17 protein-coding genes are annotated in these 25,325 nt (G+C 41.2%); 3 read left to right on the top strand and 14 right to left on the bottom strand.

Annotated features, from left to right (window positions below; genetic code table 11):
• Window positions 1–57 precede the first annotated feature (57 nt).
• The gene (locus ACFSR6_RS09445) at window positions 58–963 is read left to right on the top strand and encodes a LysR family transcriptional regulator (RefSeq protein WP_379078073.1); all 906 of its coding nucleotides are present in this window, start codon (window positions 58–60) and stop codon (window positions 961–963) included.
• Between the two features lie 94 nt (window positions 964–1,057).
• Window positions 1,058–3,553: a PAS domain S-box protein gene (locus ACFSR6_RS09440; protein WP_379078071.1), complete on the top strand. Its 2,496-nt coding sequence runs from the start codon at window positions 1,058–1,060 to the stop codon at window positions 3,551–3,553.
• Between the two features lie 425 nt (window positions 3,554–3,978).
• On the opposite strand, the gene ACFSR6_RS09435 is transcribed toward ACFSR6_RS09440, so the two are convergent.
• Window positions 3,979–5,985, bottom strand: a complete 2,007-nt coding sequence (locus ACFSR6_RS09435) for a urocanate hydratase (protein WP_379078069.1) — start codon at window positions 5,983–5,985, stop codon at window positions 3,979–3,981.
• Between the two features lie 18 nt (window positions 5,986–6,003).
• On the bottom strand, window positions 6,004–7,536 hold the full coding sequence (hutH, locus tag ACFSR6_RS09430; protein ID WP_379078068.1) for a histidine ammonia-lyase: 1,533 nt from the start codon (window positions 7,534–7,536) through the stop codon (window positions 6,004–6,006).
• A gap of 77 nt (window positions 7,537–7,613) precedes the next feature.
• On the opposite strand from hutH, the gene ACFSR6_RS09425 reads away from it, so the two are divergent.
• Complete coding sequence (locus tag ACFSR6_RS09425) at window positions 7,614–8,507, top strand: LysR family transcriptional regulator (protein ID WP_183766227.1); 894 nt, start codon at window positions 7,614–7,616, stop codon at window positions 8,505–8,507.
• Window positions 8,508–8,539: 32 nt separating this feature from the next.
• Here the strand turns inward: ACFSR6_RS09425 and ACFSR6_RS09420 are convergent, their stop codons facing one another.
• The 12 genes from ACFSR6_RS09420 to ACFSR6_RS09365 all read right to left on the bottom strand — a co-directional run bounded on the left by ACFSR6_RS09420 (window position 8,540) and on the right by ACFSR6_RS09365 (window position 25,324).
• On the bottom strand, window positions 8,540–9,433 hold the full coding sequence (locus ACFSR6_RS09420; RefSeq protein WP_379078066.1) for a hypothetical protein: 894 nt from the start codon (window positions 9,431–9,433) through the stop codon (window positions 8,540–8,542).
• A gap of 12 nt (window positions 9,434–9,445) precedes the next feature.
• Window positions 9,446–14,098: an RHS repeat-associated core domain-containing protein gene (locus ACFSR6_RS09415; RefSeq protein ID WP_379078064.1), complete on the bottom strand. Its 4,653-nt coding sequence runs from the start codon at window positions 14,096–14,098 to the stop codon at window positions 9,446–9,448.
• Between the two features lie 11 nt (window positions 14,099–14,109).
• Window positions 14,110–15,393 carry a tetratricopeptide repeat protein gene (locus ACFSR6_RS09410; protein ID WP_379078062.1) on the bottom strand — a complete coding sequence of 428 codons (1,284 nt, stop codon included), beginning with the start codon at window positions 15,391–15,393 and terminating at the stop codon, window positions 14,110–14,112.
• Between the two features lie 17 nt (window positions 15,394–15,410).
• A complete protein-coding gene (locus ACFSR6_RS09405) occupies window positions 15,411–17,228 on the bottom strand; it encodes a type VI secretion system Vgr family protein (protein ID WP_379078060.1) in 1,818 nt (605 codons plus the stop codon).
• Window positions 17,229–17,251: 23 nt separating this feature from the next.
• Window positions 17,252–18,100: a hypothetical protein gene (locus tag ACFSR6_RS09400; RefSeq protein WP_379078058.1), complete on the bottom strand. Its 849-nt coding sequence runs from the start codon at window positions 18,098–18,100 to the stop codon at window positions 17,252–17,254.
• 1 nt (window position 18,101) lies between these two features.
• Entirely contained in the window at window positions 18,102–18,821 is a 720-nt protein-coding gene (locus ACFSR6_RS09395) for a hypothetical protein (protein ID WP_379078056.1), read from the bottom strand.
• Between the two features lie 84 nt (window positions 18,822–18,905).
• Window positions 18,906–19,301 carry a type VI secretion system tube protein TssD gene (gene tssD, locus ACFSR6_RS09390; protein WP_379078054.1) on the bottom strand — a complete coding sequence of 132 codons (396 nt, stop codon included), beginning with the start codon at window positions 19,299–19,301 and terminating at the stop codon, window positions 18,906–18,908.
• A gap of 170 nt (window positions 19,302–19,471) precedes the next feature.
• A complete protein-coding gene (gene tssD, locus ACFSR6_RS09385; protein ID WP_025141859.1) occupies window positions 19,472–19,867 on the bottom strand; it encodes a type VI secretion system tube protein TssD in 396 nt (131 codons plus the stop codon).
• A gap of 335 nt (window positions 19,868–20,202) precedes the next feature.
• On the bottom strand, window positions 20,203–20,775 hold the full coding sequence (locus ACFSR6_RS09380) for an NAD(P)H-dependent oxidoreductase (protein WP_379078052.1): 573 nt from the start codon (window positions 20,773–20,775) through the stop codon (window positions 20,203–20,205).
• Window positions 20,776–20,897: 122 nt separating this feature from the next.
• Window positions 20,898–22,286, bottom strand: a complete 1,389-nt coding sequence (locus ACFSR6_RS09375) for a DUF5458 family protein (RefSeq protein WP_379078050.1) — start codon at window positions 22,284–22,286, stop codon at window positions 20,898–20,900.
• 17 nt (window positions 22,287–22,303) lie between these two features.
• The gene (locus tag ACFSR6_RS09370) at window positions 22,304–22,750 is read right to left on the bottom strand and encodes a hypothetical protein (RefSeq protein ID WP_183766261.1); all 447 of its coding nucleotides are present in this window, start codon (window positions 22,748–22,750) and stop codon (window positions 22,304–22,306) included.
• 57 nt (window positions 22,751–22,807) lie between these two features.
• A complete protein-coding gene (locus ACFSR6_RS09365; RefSeq protein ID WP_379078048.1) occupies window positions 22,808–25,324 on the bottom strand; it encodes an ATP-dependent Clp protease ATP-binding subunit in 2,517 nt (838 codons plus the stop codon).
• Window position 25,325 lies beyond the last annotated feature (1 nt).

Genomic DNA, 25,325 nt, shown 5'->3' with positions numbered 1-25,325 from the left:
ATATCTATTATTAAAACAAGTTAATTCATAGCTTTGTATCAGAATTATAATACTATAATGATGGTAAATTTAGAATGGTACAGAAGTTTTAAGGCGATTTATAAAACAGGAACCCTAACCGGTGCCGCAGAAAACCTGTTTATTTCGCAGCCCGGGGTAAGTTTGCATTTAAGCTCTTTAGAAAGTTATGTGGGTTATAAACTGTTCGAACGAACCGGCAGAAAAATGATCCCTACTGAAAAAGGAAAAGTATTGTATAATTTTATTGTGGAGCCACTGACCAAACTCGAGGATGCCGAAAAACATTTTCAGAAAAGCACAGAGAAGCACACCCCAACCATTAGTGTAGGCATGTGTTTCGAAACTTTTCAGATTACGCTTGAACAATATATCTCTACCCTTCCGTTTAATGTTATTATCCGTTTTGGTGAATATCCCGAAATGCTTGATCAATTGGACAAAGGTATTTTAGACCTTATTATCACCCCACAAAAGGGCAATTCGCCCAATGTGGAACATGAAGCGTTTTCTTCCGAAACCATTGTCCTGGTAGGCGGCACAGAAACTGACGGGCAGACTTTTGATTCGTTGGTAACAAAAAATGACCTGGCCGGAATGGAGGCCTGGTTAAAACAGCAAAAATGGTATGGTACCGCAGGCGATATGGAGCACCTTTTACGTTTCTGGCAGCTAAATTTTGGCAAGCGTGCCGATTTCCGTCCAAACTATATTGTGCCTAATCTTAATTCCATTGTACGCTGCTTATCTGGTGGGAAAGGATTAGCCATTATACCCGATTTTCTTTGCAAAAAAGAAGTTGAAGAAGAAAAAGTAAAGGTAATTTGGGAAGGATTCTCAAAGCTTACCAACACTTTATATTTTGGTTGTAGAAAAAATACACAATATGCATCAGAAATTCACATCATTAAAAACCTTTTTAAGGAGGTTATGGTTAGTATATAGTTTCTGTTGAAAATAATCATGTTTAGGTTAATGATTTAAATTTTCTGTGAAACGTAGTTAAAATATAATTTTAAATCATTCCTTAAACCGCAACATGAGTCGATCAAACCTTTTTTTAAGCCATGAGCAATTATTGGATGTTTTTAATCTAACCCATACTGCAACCGCAATACACGTTGGCGAAACGGCTATAATTCAGATGGCGAACGATGCAATGCTCAGAATTTGGGGAAAAGACAGGAGCGTGATCGGGAAATCGCTAGAAGAAGCATTGCCTGAACTTAAAGGCCAACCTTTTATTGATATGTTCCGCAGGGTATGGTTGGAGGGCCTGGTGATTTCTGGCAAGGATACTGCTGCGGACCTTATTATCAATGGGGAACTGAAAACCTTTTATTTCGATTTTGAATACCGGGCCATAAAAGACGACAAAGGCAAGACTATCTGCATTCTACATACCGCGGTTGATGTAAGCGACCGGGTGCTGAGGAAAGAGGCCATAGAAAGGGCACAAGAGAAGGATGAAGCATTACAGCGCGAACAGGTATTGAACGAGGAACTTGCGGCCACAGTGGAAGAACTTGCCGCTACCAATGAAGAACTGGTGGCCACCAACGAGGAATTACATGAAACACAGGAATCACTGCACCTTTTAAACAACGACCTGGAATTAAGGGTTGCTGAGCGCTTTAACCAGCTTTCGGAAAGCGAAAAGCGTTTTAAAACCATGGCCGAAGGAACCGACATTTTTATTACGGTTGGTGATGAAAATGGAAATGCTATTTATTTCAATAATCTGTGGACAACCTTAACAGGAAGGTCGATGAATGATCTGCTTGCTTTTGGCTGGGCTGATCTGATCCACCCTGAAGACCGCGACAAGTATCTGAACATTTACCTTTCGGCGCTGGCAGAGAAAAAACCATTTACCGGTGAATTTAGGATCCTGACCAAGAAAGGAGATTACCGTTGGCTGTTGGCCAATGGTCCACCACGTTTCCATGCAGATGGTTCTTTTGCAGGTTATATTAGCTCGTGCATTGATATTACGGAAAGAAAATTAATAGAATTGGAAAGATTGAATTTGAATAAACTCATCGAAGCCAGTTCAGAATTTATAGCTTTAGCCGGTTTAGATATGACCATCCAATATCTGAACCCCGCAGCATTAAAAAAATTAGGTTGGGTCAACATTGCCAACAGAAATATATTAGACTGTGTTTTCCCTGCAGACAGGCCTGCGGCTCAAAAACTTTTACCCAGCATTTTGCAGCGCTTCAATTTCAGGCAGGAAATCCGTTTCTGGAACGAAAAAACAGGAAATCCTTTCTGGATTGAGTGGAATGGCTTCGCAATAAAAGATCAGGAAACAGGTAAAGTAACTGCCATTGCTACGGTTAGTCCAGATATTACCGAGCGGAAACTTTACCAGGAAGAGCTTCAGGCAATTAACATGGAAATGGCTGCGGCAAACGAGGAGCTGGCCACCACCAATGAAGAGCTGGCCCAAACACATGAAGGCCTGATCCAATACGCCAAGAAGTTAGCCGATAGTGAAGAGAGGTTACTACAGGCCATTGATACCGGTAGAATGGGGACCTGGAGCATTAATCCTAAAACACTCGAAATCACTGTATCTGGGTTTGTTAAAAACTTACTGGGCCTGCCTTTAAATGAGCCTGTTAGTATGGACCTTGTTATGAGTGCCATTAATCCCGATTACCATGAAATGTTGAATAAGGCTTTAACAGAAGCATTAAAAAACCATTCGCCAAGTGATAATGAATATTCGATCAATAATTTAATTACAGGCGAAGAAAAGTGGATCAGGGCAACCGGAAGAGTGTTTGTTGATCACCATGGTAACGCAACAGAATATTCCGGGCTCTTTATAGATATTACAGAACAAAAACTGGATGAGCTCCGAAAAAATGATTTCATCGGCATGGTTAGCCACGAATTAAAAACACCTTTAACGGCCATAAATGGCTTTGTTCAGGTTTTGCAGCGCAAGGCCAGAAAGGATGAAGACAATTATGCGATGACTGCCCTTGATAAAGCATATAACCAGATCAGAAAAATGACTACCATGATTAATGGTTTCTTAAATGTATCGCGTTTGGAATCAGGTAAGCTATTAATCGAAAAAACCGATTTTAACCTGGATCAGTTACTGAAGGAAATCATTGAAGAAACTTATATTTCTCAGTCGTCACATCAGATTATATTTAACCCAACCTGTGAGGTAACCATCCATGCCGACCGGGATAAAATTGGCAATGTAATTTCTAACCTGATCAGCAACGGAATAAAATATTCAGATAATAACACCCGGATAGAAATAAGCTGCAATATACATGGTCAGGAGGTTGAAGTTCAGATTAAAGACGAGGGAATGGGCATAAATCCCGAAGATATTGATAAGCTTTTCGAACGTTACTACCGTGTGAAAGGCAACCATACCATTTCTGGCTTTGGCATAGGACTTTACCTAAGCGCCGAAATAATAGAAAGGCACGGCGGCAGGATATGGGCTGAAAGTGAGGAAGGTAAGGGCTCTGTTTTTCATTTTACCCTGCCATTGAGTTAATTTATCATAACTTTTTACTGCAAAGATCACAAAGGTTTTCTCATAGTGCGCCAGGTTTTTTCAGGAAAAATTGTCGTTACAGAACCTATAGGATCTATTAGTTTGTCATTCTTAGGGATAATTTATTGTATAAAAATCAATATAAATGACATTTAATTATTGGTCTTGTGCGATATTTAATTCCCCTCTTTCGGAGGGGTGTCTGCAGGACGGGGTGTTTTATTAGTCATAGCCGGGTTTAAGTGAAACGGAGATGCTGTGCTATGGCCTAGCGGGGCGGAAATGCAGGCACCAAGGTAATGTGTCAAATATTAATGAGTTACCGAATAAGGTCAATGATAGTGAAACGAAGAATCTTTCAGTATGCATGAAAAGATTCTTCACTGTGTTCAGCATGACAAAAAGCATTTTTCTTTTATAAAACCTTAATCTATCTTTAATCCCTCCAAAACCTTGTCATCAACCAGGTGCGGCAGCGTAATCTTCAAAGTATCAGTACGCGCCATTTCGCGCTGTATTGCAAAGCGGGCTTCTTTATTGCGTGCCCAGCTTCTCCGAGCAATTCCATTGTTTACATCATAAAAAAGCATGTTTTGTAGTTTTTCTGCAGCTTGTTCGGTTCCATCAAGCACCATCCCAAAACCACCGTTTATCACTTCGCCCCAGCCTACTCCGCCACCGTTATGGATCGAAACCCAGGTTGCACCTCTAAAACTATCTCCAATTACATTATGAATGGCCATATCGGCAGTAAATCTGCTTCCATCATAAATATTGCTCGTCTCCCTAAAAGGCGAATCCGTTCCGCTTACATCATGATGATCCCTGCCCAAAATTACAGGGGCCGATAATTCTCCGGTTTTAATTGCCTCATTAAAGCGCAGAGCAATTTTTGCCCTTCCCTCGGCATCAGCATATAAAATCCGGGCTTTTGAGCCCACAACCAACCTGTTTTCTTTGGCTGCAGTAATCCAGTTGATATTATCCTGTAATTGCTGTTGTATTTCTGTAGGTGCGGTAAGTTTAATTTCTTCCATCACTTCTTTTGCGATGCGATCGGTTAAATCGAGATCCCTTTCATCACCCGACGCGCAAACCCATCTAAACGGACCAAAGCCGTAATCGAAACATAATGGTCCTAAAATATCTTCAACATAAGACGGGTACCTGAAATCTATTCCATTGGCCGACATTACATCGGCACCTGCCCGGCTGCATTCCAATAAAAAGGCATTTCCATAATCAAAAAAGTATGTTCCCCTGGCAGCATGTTTGTTAACACTGGCCGCATGCCTCTTCAGCGAATCCTGAACCTCAATTTTAAACTGTTCAGCTGCATTTGCCATCATTTCATTGGCTTCATCAAAACTTAAACCTACAGGATAATAACCGCCGGAATAGGGGTTGTGGAGCGAAGTTTGGTCAGAACCAATTACCACTTCAATATTTTCCTCATCAAAACGTTCCCAAACATCTACTACATTACCAATGTAAGCCAATGATACGGTTTGTTTTTTGGTTTGAGCCAATAAAACCCTTTTCACCAGATCATCTAAATTATCAATCAGCTCATCTACCCAACCTTGTTGGTGCCTTTTTACTGCCGCCTTCGGATTCACTTCAGCACATACCGTGATGCAACCCACAATATTACCGGCCTTAGTTTGTGCACCACTCATTCCGCCCAGTCCGGCGGTAAGGAAAATTTTACCGGTAGTATTCTTCCCATAAAAGCCTTTTTTACGGAAAGCATTCATTAAGGTAATTGCCGTACCATGAACAATGCCCTGAGGCCCGATATACATATACGAACCAGCGGTCATCTGCCCGTATTGGGTAACGCCTAAAGCGTTGAATTTTTCAAGATCTTCAGGCGAAGAATAATTCGGTACCATCATACCGTTGGTTACTACTACCCTGGGCGCCGCTGCACTTGATGGAAATAATCCCTGCGGATGACCACTATAAATATTCAGCGTTTGCCGATCGGTCATTGTAGCGAGGTATTGCATGGAAAGTAAATATTGGGCCCAGTTTTGGAATACGCTGCCATTACCACCATAGGTAATCAGTTCTTCAGGGTGTTGTGCTATTGCCGGGTCTAAATTATTCTGGATCATAAGCATAATTGCAGCCGTATGTGGCGTACGGCAAGGATACTCCGCTATCGGCCGGGCATAAATGGCATAATCGGGCATAAAACGGTACATATAAATGTGTCCGTAATTTTCCAGCTCATCTAAAAACTCTTGCGCAAGCTCCTGGTGCCATGCTTCGGGGAAGTAACGCAACGCATTTTTGATGCTCAGTTTTTTTTCTGCAGCATTTAACACTGCTCTCCTTACCGGCGCATGGTTTAATTGCTCATTTCTTGTTTTTTTTGCGGGTAAAACCGATGGGATACCTGCAAGTAGCTGTACTTTAAAATCCATTTTGTGCAATTTTAACTCTTATAAATCCTGTTCGGCCTGAATTGTAGCGGCAACAATTTTACCCTGTTGTACCATTTGGATAGCATTTTCCATCCTATCGTACATGATCTGATCTTCTTCAAAATGATCAATTTCTGAACGGACAAAACCATGTACCTCAGCCAGTATTTTACCGGGCTTTAAAGGGTAATGATAATCGATAGCCTGTGCCGCACAGAAGAGTTCTATCCCAAGTATTTTTTCTACATTTTCTATGACCTGCAAAGCTTTACGCGCGCCAATGGAACCCATACTTACGTGATCTTCCTGACCCAGTGAGGTGGGAATACTATCGGCACTGGCCGGGAAACAAAGTCCTTTATTTTCGCTGGCCAAAGCTGCCGAGGTGTATTGAACAATCATAAAGCCTGAATTTAACCCCGTTTCTTTCATCAGCAATTTTGGAACACCGGGCGTATTTCCTTCTAAAGAAAGGTAAATCCGCCTATCGCTGATATTTCCGATTTCTGATGCGGCCAAACAGGCATAATCAAGCGGTAAAGCCAGTGGCTGACCGTGAAAATTACCTCCGCTGATGGTTAAATCATCATTAAATATGACAGGATTATCGGTTACAGCGTTAAGTTCGATTTCTAAAGCTTCTTTTAAATGTAACCATGCCGTTCTGGAAGCACCATGTACCTGTGGAATACACCTTAAAGAATAGGGATCCTGTACTTTAGCACAGTTGGCATGCGATTTCATAATTTCGGAACCTTGCAACAGTTTCCTTACCTGCGCAGCCACTGCAATATTTGCCGGATATGGCCTTAACTCATGAAGCTGTGCTTCAAAAGGTTTTTCTGATCCCTGTAAGCCCTCAATCATCAATGCCGCAATAATATCGGCAGATGCCAGCAAATTTTCCAAACGCTGAACTACTTTAACGGCATGTGCAGCGATAAACTGCGTGCCATTGATCAGGGCCAACCCCTCTTTGGGGCCCAAATGCAAGGGCTGTATATTGTATTTTTTTAAAAGCGCTGCTGTGCTGATTATTTCGCCTTTGTAATGCACTTTTCCGAGTCCGATTAATGGCAAAAACAAGTGGGATAATGGAGCCAGATCGCCTGATGCACCAACTGAGCCCTGCTTTGGAACAACCGGTATAGCGCCTGTTTCCAAAAACCAGATCATCCGCTCAAGGGTTTCAATCCTGATACCCGAATAACCCTGGGCTAAGGCCTGCAGCTTTAAAACCAGCATCAACCTAGAAATTTCCTGATCAATGGGTTCGCCAACGCCTACGGCATGGCTTTTTAATATATTTTCCTGCAGTTTCCTGGTATCTGCAGCCGAAATCATTTCGGTACAAAGTGGCCCGAAACCTGTATTGATTCCATAAACGGCCTTGCCAGAAACCGCAATACGCTCTACTACCGCACTACTTTCGATTACCTTTTGCCGCGCGCTTTCGCTAATTACCCCTTTGGTTTCGCCCCTGCTGATGGCCAGTGCCAATTCAGCCGTTAAATGATCTGTACCATAGTTAAAAATCTGTTGCCCACTCATAATCTTAAAGGTTTTACACAAAAATAAGCGGTATATTTGATACCTATAAATACCAATTACATCATCATTTAATAACCATGAGTTATCAGATAGAATTGCGCCATTTAAAGTATTTCCAGGTGCTGGCCGAAGAACTGAAATTTAGGAAAGCTGCAGACCGCCTGTTTATTTCGCAGCCTGGACTAAGCCGGCAGATTAAACAGATGGAAGAAATTTTTAATGCTCCATTGTTCGATCGTAATAAGAAAAAGGTAACCCTTACCGAAGCAGGCATTTACCTGAAAGAAGAGGTTGATTTCTTGTTCGGGCATATTGAAAACATCAAAAAACAGGTAGCCAATATAGCAGAGGGCAAACAAGGTGAACTCCGGATTGGTTTTTTAGGTTCTGCGGCGCAGAAAATTGTTCCGGAAATTATTTTTAAACTCAACAAACATTTTCCGGAAATCAGGACCAACCTGGATGAGATGCCCAATAAGCTACAGATGGAGTTATTGGAAAAGGACATGCTGGATATCGGCTTTGTGCGGATACAGCAATTTAAGGCTGGTATTTCCAAATACATGATCCACCAGGATACTTTTTCATTGGTGTTACCTAAAAGCCACCCGATGAAAAAGGCCAGCTTTGAAGCGGTGAAAAAACTGGGCGACGAACCTTTTATCTTTTTCTCCAGTGATGACAGTCCCTTTTATTACGACCTGATGATGAGCATCTGTGAGGACCATGGATTTAAACCCAAAACCTATCATAAATCGGTTAATGCCTTAACAATTTATAAATTGGTTGAAGAGGGTTTGGGGATTGCCATTGTGCCCACAGGCCTGCAATACGGCTATCAGGAAAATGTGAAGTTTATAGAGCTGACCCATATCCCGCAACGAACGGAACTGTACATGACCTGGAAAGAATCGAACCGTAACCCTGCGTTAAAGAACGTCATTAAATTATTGCTAAAGGATAAGGTTTAGTGTAGATCCTTTAGCAATTTTTACCATCATTTTTATTTTTCCAAAATCCGTTTTTCCAGTTTTTGGGTGGTTTCATCCAATGGAACGGGCAGCTTTTGTGCTATAAAAGGCAGAAAATCTTTTAATAGTGGATGGGTAATAAAATCAATCGGCAGGCCCTGTTGTGAACGCAATTGCAGGAGTGTTATAATTTCTATCGGAAAATATTGCCATCTTTCGCGATTGAAAGGCCGAGTTAAATCATCTTTGCTATTTGCTACATGAAAATCAGCCAAATCATTAACCCATTTATTTACTACTAGCGAATCTGTAGCATATAAATTTTTGCCTGCAAACTCATATGCTTCGTCTGTTGGTTTTAGATGATGGTTAATCTCTTTAGAAATAGCTGAGTGACCCGCGTTATTAAGTAAAACGGACGTTAAATACAAAGTGCTTTTAAAACCAAAATCTAAATTTTGAGGATAAATCTCCAATTTGGCTTTATTGGATTCGAGAAAATTCAATAAATGCTTAGCTAAAACTTCGGTTTTATCAGGGAAATAACCCAATGACAGAAGTGTACTTAATGCCAAATCGGTATGTAAAACACTGTTAACGAACTGATTGACTTTGTAAGCATAAGTTTGAACTAATAGATCAGTAAAATATGATTTTAATAATACGACAAAGGCGTCTTCATTATTTTTCTCAATAAAATTTAATATTCCTTCCGGAATTTTAAATCGATATGAATAAGAAGAGAGTACATACAATAAATCATAATCCACTACCTCTTCTTCGTCCCACACAACCATTTTCTTTTGAAAAGTTCTAGTGTTTTTATGAATGAAATCTTCAATAAACTCTACTATGAACGGCTCTTCATCACGAGACGATTGGAGCACTTTTTGAAAAAAATTTTTAAACCCTTTTGTATTATGCATAAACTTTTTTTATTAATGGCAAGTACCACGAGCTTTTTGAGTGCGAGAAACTTCATCCCAGTCTGATACCAACGCGCTTTTTACTTTGAATCTACCTTTCGGTCCACGGCCAACAAATACATCCACAACTCTTTTATCTCCAATATTATTTAATATACTATTAGCCTGCTGCCGAGATAATCCAAAATCAGTAATATTATCTTTTTGAAGTATATCCTTGATAAAATAATCAGAATCTAATTGTCTAGCTGATAAATCCCCAACATTACCTGAAATGTTGGTTTTTACCTCAAAAATATCAAATTTTCCATCATGGCGCATCCCCACTACATCAATACCGTGGCCGGATGCATTTTGAACTTGAAATACACGTGAATACCTGTTCGAATTTTGTAAAGCCTCTTTCACCCATTTTTCGCCGTAATCGCCCAATGCCTGCTGAAAGGTCTTTAAGCCAAATACATCTACTTCATAATTACTATTAAATACATAACCGTAAATTGAAGGATTACCGCCCCATAAACCGATCGGATCCTGAGAAATGTAATTTCCCTGCTCCGGGTCGTAATACCTAAACCGATTATAATACAGCCCCGTTTCTACATCCTCATACTGCCCCTGGTACCTAAAGGGTACAAACTCCCTATTGCCACTAAGTTTACGTATTTTTCCATAAATATCAAGTTCGCAATCCCATACTTTTTTCCCCTCATCATCATAAGCCTGTACAGGCGTACCCATATAATCGCTGATAATAGAATAATACTGCCCGTTAACGATTTTGGCACTTGGCGTAAATTTAACCTGATCGTAAACCCAGGTAATCAGATCGTTGCTAACTGGTTCCGTTTTATCGTAACTAAGCAATCCATCTTCATTAACCACCAGGTTGGGTCGTTCGCTTAAAGGGTAATTCCATTCGTGGAGCAGTAAATTACCGTCCCAAACGTAGCGATAAATAACCCCTTCGCTACCTTTAAGCGATGAGCCATGAACAATTTTAGCTTTCCTCCTGCCTAAAGCATCATACTCAAAACTGATAAGCTTACCATGTGGGTTCTTAATGGCCTTCAGCATGCCGGTTGCTGCCCAGGCATAAGCCCAATCGCCCTCTTTCCATTCTGGCAAATCGGGTTCTGCATCGGCTAAAATATCAAGCGTTTCGGCTTCAGGAAGATCGGGGTTGGCCATTGCCCAATTCAATTTTTTACCAAATAAACTATTCTCTTCGGGTTTAGCTGCTGCTTCTTTTGCAAGCCCGATAATATTGCGTTTGCTTTTGTGTACCAGGTTACCCCTGGCATCGTAACGATAATACCATTGATCATCTTTAAGCAGTTTACCTCCTTTATCGTAACGCCTGTCGCTACGCCCGGTTGTTTTGTATAAATTACCAATTTCATCAGGATTTTTATGGATCACTTTGCCATCATCACTGTAACTAGCCGATGACAGACTGCCAAAAGTATCGTACCTGTAATTGATGCTACCTCCCGTAATGCTATTTAAACAGCCATTAAGCTTATCGTTCGCCCCCCAGGTATATTGTTTAAAGGCGGTAACAGAGCCATTGGTTTCAACTCTTTGACTAATCGGATGGCCCTCGTGGTCATAATCGAAAGCAGCTTTTACTCCACCACTTAAACTGCGGCTGATTTCCTGTCCGTTTGTATTATGGGCGATGGCTGCAGCCCATTGTGCCGACCGGCCACTTTTTGCAGCAATGCCTTTCAGATATCCTATTTCATCATAATCATATTTGATATCAGCGCCTAATGAACTAGTTAAACTCGTCAGATTGCCAAAAACATCATACTGATAATTGATCTGGTACCCATCCTGTATTTCCTGAGTAATCAGACCCAATGGGTTCCGCTTAAAATTAACCGAAGAAAGCTCGTTTTCTGCGGTTATGAGCAAACCCAGTTTATTGTACTGGAAAGCTTCGTAAGTGCCATCTTCATAGCTACTGTACACCAAACGGCCACTTAAATCGTAATTGTGGTAAACGGCTTTACCATCGGCCTGTATCGTTTTGATGATCTGCCCATCCTGGTTGCGGATATATTGCTGCTCTTGTCCATCGAAGCCAATTTCTTTCACCACATCATCATTGGCATTTCTTAAAAAGATATATTCTTCGCCTTTTTCATTGGTAATGGCTTTTAAATTTTCCCATTGATCATAAGCAAAGTGAAGGGTTTGGGTATTTTGTTTCGATACCTGATTACTTCTTCGCTGCATTTTTAAGCTCCCCATTGGGGTATAAGACATATGCCATTCTTCATGGCCGTCGGTAGCATAAACAGGCAGATCGTAGGCATCATATTCGAAACGTAAGGCTTCTTCTCCAAAATCCTTTACCATGGTTACCCGTCCCATTGCATCACGCTCCCAAATAGTAGTTTGATCCCCATCCGGGCTAAAACGGACCAATCGGCCGTAATCATCATAAGTCCAACGGCGGTTGCTGCCTTCGTTCGTGGCCGATTTGATTAACTGGTTTAGGGCATTATAGGTCCAATGGACCTCATTTCCATCCTGATCGCGACAGAACACAGGTAGCTTCTGTCCTTCTTTATAATAAAAATCAATTACACGGTTATCTTTTTGAACGTGTTGAAGCAATTGGTTCTGATCATTATACAGCCAGGTTTCGTTCGATCCTGCCGGGTCACTTCGCAAGATCAGGTTATTGTTTTCGTCGTAAGCATAGTGATACTGCTCGCCATCTGCGGTATGGTAAGTGGTAATATTGCCCCGATCATTGTATTCGTAGCCGATTACCCTACCCTCAGGGCTGGAAACCATTTTTTCTTCGTTATAGCGATCATGTTCATACCAGGTTTCGCCGCCCAGTGCATCTACTTTTTTGTATACCAGGTCGTTTTCATCATAATAATAACGCTCTATTTTGCCATCACGATAATACACCTCATTAAAACCTTCATCCGGGAAATAACTTATCGAGCCGCTCATGATACCGTCTCTGCCTTCGGTATGGATTACACGGCCTTCCTGGTCATACGCCCAGAAATAAGCCATTCCGTTTCGGTTGGTTCTTTTTACCACACGGTTGTTATCATCGTACTCAAAAATGATGGCTTTACCTGCCCGATCGTATACTTTGATCATATTGCCACGCTCATCATACTCGTAACTCACCAACAGATCGCTGGTATTTTTGTAATGATAATAAACTGCTTTAATGGCTGTACCTTTATCATTATGCTCCATTTCGAGCACGCGTCCAGAGTTTTCTACAACCCGGGTTAAGAGCTGTTTTTTATAATAAAATGTAAGATTGGTACCAACACTGTACTCAATATGGCTTATGCGGTAAATATCGCCATCTGCTCCTCCGCTAAACAGCGCGTAGGTATAGATGTTCTGATCGATGGTGAGTACCCAGGTATTTTCATCGGGTCTTTCCATCCAAAGCTTCTGCGCACGATCGTATTGTTTGCCCGAATATGCTTCGATATAAGGTAAAGGCATTACCATATTTTCAGTTGGATGGCTAAATCCTACAATACCTGCTTCCGGATCGGGGTAGATATAAAGATCGTAATTGTTATATACCTGATTGCCCAGCATGCCTGCATAGGGCTTATCGCTACGCCATACATTGCTCCATGCGAGTGTTTGTCCTCCGGGAAGTTCGAAATCGGTCCACTCAAAAAACATCGCCCCGGTAACAAAATTAACAGGCTCCAATCCCCAGTGGCAAAGCTTTTTCGATATGGGGTTATTTTTAAAAAGCCCCCGTAATACTTTATTCACTCCCTTTAAGGCCGCTTTAGATAAGGCACTTCCCAATTTGGTAAGCCCACGCATTATACCAATAGCGGCAAAACGCATTAAATATTCTTTAAGCGTATAATTATGCGGAGCAAATGTACCTCCAACCAATACGGGTTTTCCGGTATTAATCTGCACATACATGCTCAATAAATCACTGTAAAACGCGAAATAAGCCAATGGGTTTTTCTTTAATTTACCTGGTACCGTTGGTAAGGGTTTTAAGCCCATAGGCGGGCACCAGCAGGTAAGTACCTGCCCAGGATTAGAACCACTCATTTCTGCGCCCTGCCCTTTTACCGTTGTTGATCCCCAATATACTTCGCCCTCGTGCGGCGAACCGGGTATGTTTACAATAAAATAAACAGGTAATGAGGTAATGTGCCTGAAAGGAAGTAAAACCCCCATTACACTGGTGGTGGTTGTGGCTTTATGCCTGCCATGCACAAAAATAGAGCCTCCCATCGGTATACTGGCTGCACCGATTAAACCCTGCGCAAATTTCGGAACCGGAATAGTAAAACGCAGATAATCCATCGGATCGAAAACCATTCCAATAAAGGGATGGGGTAATGGCAGCGGAATAAACCCAAAAGATGGCGGAATGGGAATGGTTGTCCAGTGAAAATCGATGGCCAGCACCACATCAAAATGTTTGCTTACATGCTGCACTGCGGTATTGGCCATTGCAGGCTTTTGAGCTTTTAAAAGCTTAAGCGAACTTTTTGCTGCAGGTGGGTTGCTTCCGGCAGCCACACCTCCCCCGCTACCAACCGCTTTAGGTTCGGCTTTGGTTAAGCTTGCTGATAGGCTAATCGACCTATCGGTAGCCATATTCGGTTTACTTGCTTTTACTTTTTTCATCCGTATATTTTTTATGATAATGGATTGGCGTGGTTTTTTGGTACTTCAGCCATCGATTTCCAGTCTTCCCCATAGTCCCGCTGCATATCCATATCTAATTTTTTACCTTCTGGACTATCTGCGCCATATTTTTTTAACATGATGAATGCTGTATAGGCCATTGAACTCTGCCGACGTTTTTCGATCGGCATTTTCTTCGCTATTTCCAGGCATTTTACATAATACGCCATCGCCTTTGCCGACCCTGTTATTTTGCTTTCCGAAAGCTGTCCGAGCAAACGGGTACATTCCATGGCTATAAAATCATTTCCCAACATTTCGGCAATCTTTATGGCCTTTTCAAAGTACTTTTTAGCTTCTTCTTTACCAGCTTGGGCAAGTAAAAAACTGCCATAACTCATATGAATGTGCGCACTCAGTTGTGAGTGTTCACCGGCCCTTACCAAAGCCATTTCATATTGCTGGCGTGCTTCATTTTTTTTGTTTTTTACGGCTAAACTCTGTGCAAGCATAATCCTGGCGGCAACCACTGCCTCGTGTAATCCCTGTTTTTGTGCAATTACGATTGCCCGTTCCAAAACGGCATTTGCCTGTTCGTGTTTTCCCTTGCTTAAATAATTACTGGCCGTTAATATCTGCTGTTGGTAATCTGCTTCGGGATTACTCTTTTCGCGGTTGGTATGCGCCGCAGCATTTTGCATCAACCTGCTCACATCGATATTGAGTCTAAAATCTATTCCCTGTTTTATTTTTTTTAACGTACGGTGTGTATGGTGCTCAGTATAAACCAGCTTAATATTTTGGTTATTTGCAGCTTTAACACACTTGCAACATTCATTTATCCATTCAGAAAGTCCAATAACATCATCAATAACGGTTGGTGCGAGCTGAATGTAAATTTTTTTCAATTTCAACTCCGGATAAAGATCACAAAGCCTTATCAGGGCCATTACGGGAACATAGGCATCAGTTTTATACTCTTTTGCATATTCAGCTGATTCGACATCCCAAATAATACCCTTACCAGTATCTTTCTGCCATAAATCAAAGATCTCCTTCCATTCCTTAACCAAACTTCTGCCATAGTCGTTTTTGTTCTGAAAACCCTGGTAATGGAGCAGGTATATATCATCGGTTCTGCTTTCTTCAGTTAACTGGTATTTAAAATATGCTTCAAATAAATTTACCTCATGGCGCTCACCTAAGCAGAAAAACAGGGTTTCGGTTGGATGTTTCCTCACTACTTGCAGCCACTGTTTATCTATTTTAAATAATTCGAGTTGTATAGGGTTCATCGGAACTTTAATCGATATTAATTCAGGTTAATCGTTCCACTACTGATATTCGTTTCGCTTTCGCCGCCAACATTGATCTTTTTCGATGCCAGGTTAGCTTCAGTTTCGCCACTCATGGAAAGTGTTTTGGTGCCAATATCCAAGGTTTGTGCCTCTATGCCAATGCCCGAAGTTGGTGTTCCATCTTCCGGCCCTACTCCAATGCCGATACTGGTTGTGGCCGAATTTCCAATATTTTCACCCAGGGTTAGAATATCTTTCCCCTTAATAATGATCTTACCTGTTTTATCCATAAAAATGCTGCTTTCGCCACATTTAATCAGTATGGATTCTTTGGTCTCGAAAACCGCTTTACCCGCTCCATCAAGCTCAATAAAATTGCTGTCTTTATCGCGCATAATCATACCTGCACCATCATCCATGGTTAAAGTATGTCCACTTTTTGAAGTTAAACTTTTGCTATTATTACTCGCACTGCCCCCACTTGCACTTTTCCCATGAAATACCGAGCCTAATACAATCGGGCGAGCAATATTTCCTTCTTCGAAAGTTAATGCTACCTGATCGCCTATTTCCGGAATGAAGACAAAACCTCTGTTTTTACTCACCTTATCGCTGCTTCCGGCATCCGGTGTAATTACCCGCAGCCACTCGGTTACATCATTGGTTTTACACTCCCATTTAAATTTCACTTTAATTCGGCCCTGGCCCTGCGGGTCGGCATTATCAATTACATCTGCCAACTGCATATCGGGACTTGGCTTAGTATAGTTTTTCACTGAAAGCCGTTCAGTAGTGGCTACCAAACCCTCAAATGTATTGTGGTATTTTCCTGTCCCATCAATATTGTGGTTGATATTCGTAATGAGGAATTTACCCAGGCTCTCTGTCGCAAAAGATAGTTCCTGCCTGATGCTCATGGTAATTTCGGCAATGTTTCCAATGCCCAGAGTGGCATTATCGCCACTGGCATGTACTTTTAACAGGTTACTGATCTGTGCTTTTTCTTCATTTTGCACCTGGGCTTTGATGTCGCTATTGTTATCCACCCTGACCGGCGAAGGCTGATTGAAAGTTTTGCTATACATTGCATTAGAAACCTGTATGGCATGGGCCAGATCTGGCGATCCATCGCTTTGCCCTCCGCTCTCGCTTTGCAACATTTCATCCTGTTTAGGATTATAGGCGAAGCGTTTATTTTTGATCGGGGCAATTTCCATAGCATATTGAAGGTTCTGCACATCGCGACCATAAACCAAAGCTACTTCTTGCTGATTGTCGGGTTTACCGAAATTCAATTGCTTGCCATCATAATAAAACCATTCATAATATTCGGCCGATAACCGGTTGAGAAAAGAGAAATCGCTTTCACGGTACTGGATCAGGTAATCGATAGGTTCTTTTCTTGCCGCATTAGCTACAATTTTTAAATCGTTGGAAGGAACTTCGTCTGTAGCGAGGTTTACAATTGCATTCAGATCTTTATCGAGATAGGAACCTAAATCCGGACCTCGGTCGATCAAAATCGTCGGACTGTAGCCGCTTACGATCAGTACCCCGTGGTAACCATGGCTCTGAGCCAGCTCTACCTTGGTTACCAGGCCCGAAAATTCCTGTAAACTGCCGGTATCGTAGCCAAACGAGGCTGTAAGGGTTTTCCCCACAAAATCGCGGCTCTCATTTAAATTGATCATGCCCGGTGCACCCATCTGATCGTGGTTAAACCTCAACTCAAAATAGTGGTGTTCGTTAAAAGCCTGCTGAAGGCTAAATGACGCAAAATGCGTAATCGTTTTGCCTTCTATATTAATTTCGGTGATTAGTTTTTTTTCCATACTAACTTGGTGTTAGGTGATCACTACTTAAACACTCCGTCACGAAAAGTGAGGATATTTCTTTTCCCATTGAAAAAAGCTCCGGTTTTACTTTCGCTTACTTCAGGATAGCTGATGGTTTTATCTGTTGGGTTATAGGTGATAGCCAATTGAGCAAGAAGCTTTTCTTTATCCTGGTCTTCTTTTAATTCTGCAGAAGCAAACAACTGTGTATGATCCGATTTTCCTACCTTAAACAAAGGTTGGTTAATACTAAAACCTGAACCTTTGATCACTAAGGTATGGCTTACGCTGTAGGGTTCAGTTCCGCTCATCTGCCCGTATCCCGTAAAAAGATAAGTTTTCTGGGGTAAGGTAGTTAAAGCATAAATGTGGTCAAAAAACGGTGTTGGGCTTCCCTCATCATCCTTATCTTTATAAAGGCTGTTAAAAGCAACGGCCCTTAAGGTATTGTTTTCATCTTTATACTGGATGATGTTCTGTACATGCCACATGGAACCCGAATAAGGCGAAAGCCAATAGAAAAGCCTCAGTTTCTGATCGTCAGCCTTTAATATATTGATCTCGTATTCCCTTAAACCTGCAAAGTCTTTTTCAAAAGCCCCTGGCTTTTTCAGCTGTTCGATTAATGCTTTAATAAAGATACCTTCTGCCACTGTACTGCCATCTTTAATATAGGTTTCTCGCGAGGCTACCATGTTTGCCGCTAATTTTTTAAGTGAATCGCTTTCGGCAGAGGTGGCTTTCTGCTGACTACCAATATTGGCTGAGTCGGTAACGTAAGGGCTAGACTGCCGCTCATTTTCGTGTTTTGCCCCACAGGAGAAAAAAAGGAAAACCGACGGAATAAAAAAGAGAATGGCTGTTTTCATGTTATTGCCTTGGTATGTTGATTAAACCCCTGTTTTCCATCGCTTTTAAAATAACGGCTGTTCCAATCTGTTTATTTACATAATCGAGACTAAAGACATGATCTCTTGGGAAACCACCTTTAGTATACAGATTGGAGCCGCCCCATAGATAGGGCGAGTTGATGTGATTTTTTTCATAGGCTTTGGCTATACCATTATATTGCTCTAAACGCAACAAAACTTTGGGCAGTGACCAAACCGTTTCCTTATCCAGGCCTCGCAACTTTAAAGCATCAACAGCGCTTTCTTCGAAAGTAAAAGGCGGGCCATGGCCAATTTTTGGACGGTTAGCAGGATGCTGCCGGGTAAAACCACTCAGCGGATCGCCATTATGCAGGTGCTTGGTAAAATCGGAACTGCTTTCGCGGTAATGTACACAGGCGATAAAGTACCATGGTATACCTGTGTTTCCGGAGAAAAGACCGGTACCGGAAAAAGTCCTGCTAAAAGTGCTATTGGCAATTTTAGGATTTCGTTTAATAAAATTATCGTCGGGCTCGGTCAGAAAACAGGCACTGCGATAAGTATATTCGTTCAGATCGAGCAGCTTATTCCTTACAGCCTCATACCGCGGCTTATTGTTTATGATTTTATCATCAATAATCCGGTTAATCCTGGCGGTTTCTAAAGGGGATATTGTGCAAGAATTAAACAGGGTAATGTATTCTAAATCGGTAGCCATAGGTAGCTCTTTTTTATCACACCTCACAAAAAAACATTATTAACTGCCGACACTGCGCAGCAGTTAATAATATTCTATACCAGATTAAGCTTTTGGCCAATCATTTTCATGTTCTGCATTGCCCAGTTTTAGTTTACGGGCCGATACTACGAAACTTAAAGTCATCGGTGTATTGTCGTTTACCGCAATACCCTCGCTATATTGAATGATGTAGGCATCTTCAAAAGAAAGCTCTTTCATCTTTGCGTCTTCTTCGCCTTTTTTGAAAACGATGTTACCTGAAAGCGGTTTGTATTGGTTATTAACCATTGATTCGATTACCGAAGTATCTTCGGTCGATTCGATTTCGATGTGGATGGTACCACCATAAACTCCTGATGATGGACGGCCTTTTGCGTCAACATCTCTATTTAATGAAAAGCTGCACTGTAGTACATCAAATTCTTTTGATCCTAAGTTTAAACGGGTTTTGAATGCCATTGTAGTAATGTTTTAAATGTTTTTGAAAAATGAAATAGTTTTTTGCTGAGTGCATGGCGGCTAGCGTTTTATTTACCTAACCCCTAAACTCTCCTCTCTAAACTGCTTAGAGGTTAGTTGGTTAGCGGTTAGTATTTCCTTAAACCCCAAACCTTACGCCTTAAACCTAACTAAGCCTTTGGCCAATCGTTAAGGTGTTCCGCGTTTCCTAACTTGAGTTTCCTCGCTGAAATCTGGAATTTCAGTGTCATCGGGTGATCGCCAACAATGTTTATCCCTTCGGAATATTTAACAATGTAGCCATCCTCGAAGTTTACTTCTTTCATTTTGGCATCTTCCTCGGTTTTCTTGATCAGAAGTGTTCCGGTAATGGGTTTGTACTGGTTGTTTACCATCGCTTCGATGATTGAGGTGTCTTCGGTTGATTCGATCTCAATGTCGATGGTACCGCCATAGACTCCGGAAGAGGGTCTTCCTTTAGCATCTACATCACGGTTTAACGCATAGGCACAATGAAGCACATCGTACTCCTTGCCTGAAAAGTTTAATCTAGCTTTGAAAGCCATAGTTTTAAAATTTAAAGGTTAAAAATTTGAAATTTTGTAGCCTCCGCTACCGGAACGATTAAAACAAATATCAGACCAAATAACAGCCCCGTGATTTTATTAAAGGATAATAAATAAAAATCCAAAAAAATAGCGCTTTCATTTTATCGCCTAAAAACACAGTTATACTAATTATTTTTGCGGTAAATACGGGAAAAACTACCAACGTATCTTTTACGTTACATTCTGAATGACTCTAGGCACACATCATACAACTGTAGCAATTTACCCCAAAATGTAGCATTTTAGGACAATGTTTAATAGTGCAATACTGATATCAGTTGATATGCAGAAGGTCAGATCAGCTGGGCGCCAAATTTTTCCATCTTATTCAGCCATTTCTGGCTGTAATGGTTTTCAAGCGAGTGCAACTCTCCTATGGTATTGGTAAGCACCGGACTCATTCTACATTTTTCGAATACTGCTTTTTTAATGGAAAGGTAGGTTGTTTTTTTATTGGCCTTCCATTCCTTAAAAGTTGCTTCGTCCAATATGGATACGATTCTTGCCGAGCGGCCGCTAAAATTATTATTGATGTTCTGCTGTTGTGTGTTAAAAATCTGATCGGGCATAAAGAGGCGATCAAAAAAGCCTTTAATTTTTGCCGGAATATGATCTACGTATACCGGGCAAAAAAGCACAACATGGTTGCTTTGCCTAATGGCTGTTAAAGCTTTTTGGAGGTCGGGCTCCAACTCTGCAATCTGCCTATTATTGAACAACTTATTGGAGTTGAAAATCAGGTCGATAATGGCCAGCTCTCTCACTGTTGCGCCAACGCTTTCTGCCCCTTGCTTATAGGCATTAATCAGGAAATTTGTAGATGCGTTTTTTTCAATATCCCCATTCAGGATAAGTACTTGCTTCATTTTTTTTGATTAATCTGATCTGGCCGATGCGTTACAAAATTATAAAGAATTTGTTAAGTGTACGCATATCCCATAAAAAAACCCAACGCAAGTGTTGGGTTTTTATTTCAGTTATCAAAAAATTACTGCTGATTATACTCCGAACTCCAGGTTGTATTTTCATCTTCTCCTTTATGGCCATCGAGTTTTACCACGAAACTCTTAGCCGGGAAATAAGGGGTAATATGAATATCCAGGTGAATCCTGTCTTTCTGTTGTTCATCTCTTTCGAAACGCATGATTTTGAACCTTTCTATCAAACGGTCGGCGCCTTGGATACCATCCAAGAATTTTACGATCTGACCGCGAAGATCCTGTTCGGTTTTAGAAGTCCAGTTTTCAAAGGCTCTTCTGTTCAAGAAATCGAACAATACTTTGGTTATATAATCGAATACACGTACTACTGAATAGGTTTGTAAGCCAATGTTGTCGCCGTTGAACAATGTTTTAGCAGAGAATGCCATTACTTTGCCATACTCGTTTACCATAGGCACCAAACCAACCCTTTCCAAATGAGAAATTTCGCTTTTCTTTAAATCGAACTTAACTCCATCTACTTCGTTAATGGCACCGTGTTTTTTACCGGCTGTAACCTGCGACATCAGGGTATAGTACATTTTTCCGGCAAGAGCAGCAGAACCCGGTACGGTAAGATCATCTTCTTCGCCAACTTCGGCAATTTTACCACGGCCTACCAACCAGTTACAGGTCATGATTACGTTAGACCTGAAAGCATCACCACCAGTGAAATTGGCTGCTGTAAACAAGTCGAGTACATCATCAGGTTGATCAAGATCGGCGAAATCGGTTACAAGCATTGCTTTATTGTTGTGCGCAATTTTTGCCCATCTCTCCAATACCTTATTAGACCCCATATAACCAGGCACCACCATTAGTGAGTAGTTATTACGAAGATCCAAACGATCGTAATTCTGCTTTAACTCATCATCTACATACTCGATGAAACGTGGGTTATCCAAGTCCTTAATCTGATCCATTGACGCATTTAACAGCACCACATTTTTAAGTTTATCAGATTCGGTATTTTTATAGAACAAATGAACCGAGCGGTAAGCCTGCTCCAATTCTCTTGTACTTTCTAAGGCTGTTGCAATATTTTTATTTAGATTTTCTTCGGCAGCGTTCAGTTTTGCTGTACTTTTTTCTACCATATCAGCCACAGAGCTTGAAGATTCGAGTACGTCAATCCAAAGCTGGATTTTCTTTTTCAACTCTTCGCGTTCTTTCTTTTTCTCATCGCCAGTTAAAAAGATCTGCTTACGCGCTTTCCTTTCAGGGTTTAGGTTCTGAAGACCATCAACCGTTGCTTCAAGCAGATCGAAACCGCCAACACGGGCCAGTTTTTCCAAGTTATCTTTTAGCGCAGTTTTTTCAACGGTTCTTGTTTCAGCAGGTTTAAAACCGGCCTGGGCTGTATTTTCTTCTGTTTTTAATTCTTGAGGATTTGACATGTTTTTCAGCGTTTAGATTATTTATTCTGCTCCAATTCGTCAACAAAGTTTTTCAAAGCGCTGATAAAGGCAGTTTTGGTTTCCTCATCATCAAGCGTAGCTTTTAGGGTTTTGTTTGATTTTAATTGCTTTATCACATTGAGAGACATTTCTCTTTCGATGTTTACATTGGTAAGGTAGTTGCTTTGGTTGATGATGTTTTTCACACCAAAATCGCCCAGATCGTTAAAGTTGAGCGTTTCGCCAACTGTAGATCCATCCTGTTTCTCGAAAGCTACTTTCACATTGGGTTTATAATGTTCAAATACTTCCTTTACTGTTTTAAGTCCTTCAACTTTCTCTGGTTTGATGGGATCATTATCAGTAAGTTTTTGTACAAAAAGCGTTTTATTGTGGGCTATTTCTGCGAAAGCTTCTGAGGTGTCAATTTTTCGCTCGTTACCACCAATTTCATAATTAAACATAGTATGTAGATTTAGGTTTACGATTTATTTTTTTATAATATAATAATAATTAACGTTTTAACTCAATTTTTGTTCTAATATTGCCGTTTCTGGCTGAATAATACTCCATTCGAGCTGATCTTCTTCAGCATGTTTGCTTACTACAATCTTCGAACCTTTTTTAAGCTCGCCCGAAATGATGTATTTCGAAATCGGACGACGAAGCAAGTTACGGATTACTGCAGATAACTGCCTTGCACCATATTTAGGTGTAAAACCATCCAGTGCAATCATTTTCTTGGCATCCTCGGCAATTTCAAATTCGATTCCCATTTTATTCAGCGACTGTACTAAACTGCTTAGCTGGATCTCGAAAATACGCACGACATTGTTTTCATTAATTGGCGCAAAAGGAACGATTTCGGATATCCTAGCCAAAAATTCCGGTCTGAAATGACCTGCCATTACTTCCATCAGCTGGTTGGAAGCAGGAATAACACCTTTACCAATCTGTTCTGCAATCCATTCGCTACCGATGTTTGAGGTAAACAGAATGAGCGAATTGCTGAAATCTCCTTCTTTGCCCAAACGGTCGTGCATGTGTCCTTCATCCAGAATCTGTAAAAAAGTATCAAAAACCGATGGGTGAGCTTTTTCAATTTCATCAAAAAGTAAAACGGAATACGGCTGTTGCCTGATCTTGTTTACCAGTAAACCACCTTCTTCGTAACCTACATAACCCGGAGGCGCTCCATAAAGCAATGCCGCACTGTGTTCTTCTTTAAACTCAGACATATCAAAGCGGATCATGGCCTTTTCATCGTTAAACAAAAACTCGGCAATTGATTTGGCAAGCTCGGTTTTACCTGTTCCGGTTGGTCCCAGTAAAAAGAACGAACCAATTGGCTGTCCTTTTTTATTCAAACCACTACGCGATTCCAGAATGGCATCAGATACGGCTTTAAGTGCCTGATCCTGCCCTACTACACGTTTCTTTAGGTATTGCTCCATATTGAGCAACTTTTCCTTTTCGCCCGCCTGGAGTTTTCCCATTGGGATTCCCGTTTTATAAGCCACTATAGAAGCAATATCCTGCCTGGTAATTCGCTCGCTTTTTTCGGATGCATATTTCTTTAGCTCCTGAAGATTGCTATCGATATAACCCTCGTATTCATCAGCAGTTTCGAAAGTGTCGGTTTGCGTTTTGTCAGTTAAACGGCCCAACAGTACCGGGCTTAATTTATTCTGAAGTAAAGCATAAAGCCACTTGTATTCTGCAAATTTCTCCGTTTCTGATTGTTCGGTATTAGCCTTTAAACTGGTTAAATCTGCTTCCAGGCTCTCAATTACCTGATCAGAAGTATCGTTCATCATTTTCATGGCTGCCATTGTCCTGTCGAGCAGATCGAATGCAGAATCTGGCAACCGCCTGTCTTTCATATAACGTTTGGCAAGGCGTACACATTCGCCAAGTGCATCAGGCTCAATACTCAGGTTGTGGTGTTCCTCATATTTTACAGCCAGTTTCTGAAGCATCTTTGTGGTGCTTTCTTCATTTGGCTCGTTTACCTGCAACACCTCGAAACGCCTGCTAAAAGCCTGCTCCGGCTCGATAATTTTACGGTATTCATCAATGGTTGTGGCACCGATTACGGTTATTTCGCCACGAGCCAGTTCTGGTTTTAGTAAATTACCGATACCTGCACCCAATGGCCCTTTGCTATCCAGCAAGGTATGAATTTCATCAATAAAGAGCACCGCTTTTTCAAACTGCTTAATTTCTTTGATTATATTTTTAAGGCGGTCTTCTATTTCTCCCTTATACGAGGCACCCGCGATTAAAGAACCGAGGTCGAGCTCAAAAAGCTGAACGGGTTTTAAACTCTCCGGTACACTCTGATTTACAATATCAATGGCAAAGCCATCTACCAAAGCTGTTTTTCCTACACCTGCATCACCGGTAAGAATTACATTGGGCTTGGTACGGCGACAAAGAATTTCCATCATTTGCCTGGTTTCCTTGTCCCGTCCGATAATCGGATCGGTTTTACCTTCGCGTACCATCTGTAAACGATCGAGACAATATTTATACAGCGCATTGCCTGTACTTTTATTTTCGGTGGCCGACGCACTTTTTTCAGGTGCAACAACCCTCGAAATTTCTTCGTCTTTTACATAAAGGTCTAAAATTTCGCGTTCTTTAATCGGGAACGATTTTAACTGATCGGGTTGGAATCCAACGCCAGGTTTTGCCAGCGCGGTTAATACACAAACCGGAGTGATTAAATCAAGGCCAAGCTTAATGCGCACATTATCTGCTTCTTCAAATATGACGGCAATTTCTGGCGCCCCGCTTACATTATCGCTTATACCTGCTGATTTTGACAGTTCATCAATACGTACTTCTGCCCATTCGCTGATGTACTCTTCATCTTTTCCTATAGAAGCAATGAACGAGCGAAGCCCTACATCCTTATGCATCAACCCCTTGAGCAGATGCGCTGCAGAAAAAACTTCGTTTCTGTATTCTTTAGCCAGCGACTGTGCAATGTGCAGGGCTGTTTTTACCGATTCGCTTAAATTTGTTACTGCCATA

This window comes from Pedobacter vanadiisoli (assembly GCF_042684385.1).
Taxonomy (GTDB): Bacteria; Bacteroidota; Bacteroidia; order Sphingobacteriales; family Sphingobacteriaceae; genus Pedobacter; species Pedobacter vanadiisoli.
Note: the sequence above shows the minus strand (reverse complement) of the source record. Positions and strands in the feature narration are given on the sequence as shown.

What these genes read in the sequence shown, in the direction of transcription:
- ACFSR6_RS09445 (WP_379078073.1), top strand. Translation starts at nt 58, where the DNA reads ATGATGGTAAATTTAGAATGGTACAGAAGTTTTAAGGCGATTTATAAA.
- ACFSR6_RS09440 (WP_379078071.1), top strand. Translation starts at nt 1,058, where the DNA reads ATGAGTCGATCAAACCTTTTTTTAAGCCATGAGCAATTATTGGATGTT.
- ACFSR6_RS09435 (WP_379078069.1), bottom strand. Translation starts at nt 5,985, where the DNA reads ATGGATTTTAAAGTACAGCTACTTGCAGGTATCCCATCGGTTTTACCC.
- hutH (WP_379078068.1), bottom strand. Translation starts at nt 7,536, where the DNA reads ATGAGTGGGCAACAGATTTTTAACTATGGTACAGATCATTTAACGGCT.
- ACFSR6_RS09425 (WP_183766227.1), top strand. Translation starts at nt 7,614, where the DNA reads ATGAGTTATCAGATAGAATTGCGCCATTTAAAGTATTTCCAGGTGCTG.
- ACFSR6_RS09420 (WP_379078066.1), bottom strand. Translation starts at nt 9,433, where the DNA reads ATGCATAATACAAAAGGGTTTAAAAATTTTTTTCAAAAAGTGCTCCAA.
- ACFSR6_RS09415 (WP_379078064.1), bottom strand. Translation starts at nt 14,098, where the DNA reads ATGAAAAAAGTAAAAGCAAGTAAACCGAATATGGCTACCGATAGGTCG.
- ACFSR6_RS09410 (WP_379078062.1), bottom strand. Translation starts at nt 15,393, where the DNA reads ATGAACCCTATACAACTCGAATTATTTAAAATAGATAAACAGTGGCTG.
- ACFSR6_RS09405 (WP_379078060.1), bottom strand. Translation starts at nt 17,228, where the DNA reads ATGGAAAAAAAACTAATCACCGAAATTAATATAGAAGGCAAAACGATT.
- ACFSR6_RS09400 (WP_379078058.1), bottom strand. Translation starts at nt 18,100, where the DNA reads ATGAAAACAGCCATTCTCTTTTTTATTCCGTCGGTTTTCCTTTTTTTC.
- ACFSR6_RS09395 (WP_379078056.1), bottom strand. Translation starts at nt 18,821, where the DNA reads ATGGCTACCGATTTAGAATACATTACCCTGTTTAATTCTTGCACAATA.
- tssD (WP_379078054.1), bottom strand. Translation starts at nt 19,301, where the DNA reads ATGGCATTCAAAACCCGTTTAAACTTAGGATCAAAAGAATTTGATGTA.
- tssD (WP_025141859.1), bottom strand. Translation starts at nt 19,867, where the DNA reads ATGGCTTTCAAAGCTAGATTAAACTTTTCAGGCAAGGAGTACGATGTG.
- ACFSR6_RS09380 (WP_379078052.1), bottom strand. Translation starts at nt 20,775, where the DNA reads ATGAAGCAAGTACTTATCCTGAATGGGGATATTGAAAAAAACGCATCT.
- ACFSR6_RS09375 (WP_379078050.1), bottom strand. Translation starts at nt 22,286, where the DNA reads ATGTCAAATCCTCAAGAATTAAAAACAGAAGAAAATACAGCCCAGGCC.
- ACFSR6_RS09370 (WP_183766261.1), bottom strand. Translation starts at nt 22,750, where the DNA reads ATGTTTAATTATGAAATTGGTGGTAACGAGCGAAAAATTGACACCTCA.
- ACFSR6_RS09365 (WP_379078048.1), bottom strand. Translation starts at nt 25,324, where the DNA reads ATGGCAGTAACAAATTTAAGCGAATCGGTAAAAACAGCCCTGCACATT.